The organism is Paracoccus sp. DMF, from assembly GCF_004407025.1.
GTDB classification, from domain to species: domain Bacteria; phylum Pseudomonadota; class Alphaproteobacteria; order Rhodobacterales; family Rhodobacteraceae; genus Paracoccus; species Paracoccus aminovorans_B.
The window spans coordinates 1-2,048 of the sequence record NZ_SOKV02000115.1 but is presented as its reverse complement, the minus strand read 5'-3'; the positions used below and the strand labels follow the sequence as shown (position 1 = coordinate 2,048).

The 2,048-nt window shown below is 68.2% G+C and carries 2 protein-coding genes; both read left to right on the top strand.

Translation table 11 applies throughout. The annotated features are described in order from the left end of the window. Positions 1-15: 15 nt before the first annotated feature. Entirely contained in the window at positions 16-1,590 is a 1,575-nt protein-coding gene (locus E3D03_RS20540; protein ID WP_263568492.1) for a Re/Si-specific NAD(P)(+) transhydrogenase subunit alpha, read from the top strand. Positions 1,591-1,603: 13 nt separating this feature from the next. Further along, positions 1,604-2,048, top strand: a 445-nt coding sequence (locus E3D03_RS20535) for an NAD(P)(+) transhydrogenase (Re/Si-specific) subunit beta (protein WP_263568491.1), incomplete at its 3' end; no start/stop codon positions are given.

Genomic DNA, 2,048 nt, shown 5'->3' with positions numbered 1-2,048 from the left:
CAGGGAGGTCGCCTCGTGAAGATCGGCGCATTGAGAGAGAATTACGAGGGGGAGGCGCGTGTTGCGGTGACGCCGTCCTCGGCCGCGCATCTGAGGAAGCTGGGCCATGAGGTCTTTGTGGAATCGGGCGCGGGCGCGGGGGCGGGGTTTTCGGACGCCGCCTATCAGGCCGCCGGCGTCGCGGTCGCGCCGAATGCCCAGGCGCTGATCGCCGACGTCGATGTCGTGGTCAAGGTCCGGCCGCCCGAGGCTGCCGAGCTGAAGGCGATGCGGCGCGGCCAGGTGCTGATCTCGTATTTCTATCCGGCGCAGAACGCCGAACTTCTGGAGCTTGCGCGCGAGCAGGGCGTCACCGCCATCGCCATGGACATGGTGCCGCGCATCAGCCGGGCGCAGAAGATGGACGCGCTGTCGTCCATGGCCAATATCGCCGGCTACCGCGCGGTGATCGAGGCGGCGAACAATTTCGGCCGCTTCTTCACCGGCCAGGTGACCGCCGCCGGCAAGGTGCCGCCGGCCAAGGTGCTGATCGTCGGCGCCGGCGTCGCGGGGCTGGCGGCCATCGGCGCCGCGACCAGCCTCGGCGCCCAGGTCTATGCCTTCGACGTCCGTCCCGAGGTGGCCGAGCAGATCGAATCGATGGGCGCGGAATTCGTCTATCTGGATTTCGCCGAACAGGCCCAGGACGGCGCCGCGACCGGCGGCTATGCCGCGCCCTCGAGCCCAGAGTTCCGCGAGGCGCAGCTGAAGAAGTTCCGCGAGCTCGCGCCCGAGATGGACATCGTCATCACCACGGCGCTGATCCCCGGCCGGCCGGCGCCGAAGCTCTGGACCGAGGACATGGTCCAGGCGATGAAGACCGGCTCGGTCATCGTCGATCTGGCGGCCGAGCGCGGCGGCAATTGCGACCTGACCGTGCCGGACGCGCGCATCGTCACCGAGAACGGCGTAGTCATCATCGGCTATACCGATTTCCCGTCGAGGATGGGCGCGCAAGCCTCTGAACTCTATGGCAACAACATCCGCCACATGCTCTCGGACCTGACCCCCGGCAAGGACGGGGTGATCGTTCAGAACATGGAGGATGACGTCATCCGCGGCTCGACCGTGGCCTATGACGGCGACGTGACCTGGCCGCCGCCGCCGCCCAAGGTCGCGGCCATCGCCGCCGCGAAGCCCAAGGAAAAGCCGAAGGAGCCGACCCCCGAGGAGCGCCGCGCGGCCGAGACCGCCGCCTTCCGGGCCCAGACCCGCAACCAGGTCGGGCTGCTCGTCGTCGGCGGCGTGCTGATGCTGGCGCTGGGGCTGGTGGCGCCCGCGAGCTTCATGCAGCATTTCATCGTCTTCGTGCTGTCGGTCTTCATCGGCTTCCAGGTGATCTGGAACGTCTCGCACAGCCTGCACACGCCGCTGATGGCGGTGACGAACGCGATCTCCTCGATCATCATCCTGGGCGCCCTGATGCAGATCGGCTCGGGCTCGGGGCTGGTGATCGTGCTGGCGGCGCTCTCGGTGTTCATGGCCGGGATCAACATCTTCGGCGGCTTCCTGGTCACGCGCCGGATGCTCGCCATGTTCCAGAAATCCTGAGGAGGCCGGCGCAATGGAATTCGGTTTCACCACCGCCGCCTATGTCGTCGCGGCCATCCTGTTCATCCTGTCGCTGGGCGGGCTCTCGGGCCAGGAAAGCGCCAAGCGCGCGGTCTGGTACGGCATCGTGGGCATGGCGCTGGCCGTCGCCGCCACGCTGATCGGCCCCGGTTCGGGCCTGTGGCTGCTGTCGCTGATCCTGGTCGCGGTCGGCGGCGTCATCGGCTGGATCGTCGCCACCCGCGTGCAGATGACCGAGATGCCGCAGCTGGTCGCCGCCATGCATTCGCTGGTCGGCCTGGCCGCGGTCTTCATCGGCTTCAACACCCATATCGAGCTGGCGCGCGTCCTGAGCCTCGATCCCACCGCGCGCGAGGCGCTGACCGGCTTTGCCGCCGTGCTGGCGCACAAGTCCCCGGTCGAGCAGTCGATCCTGCGGGTCGAGACCTTCCTCGGCG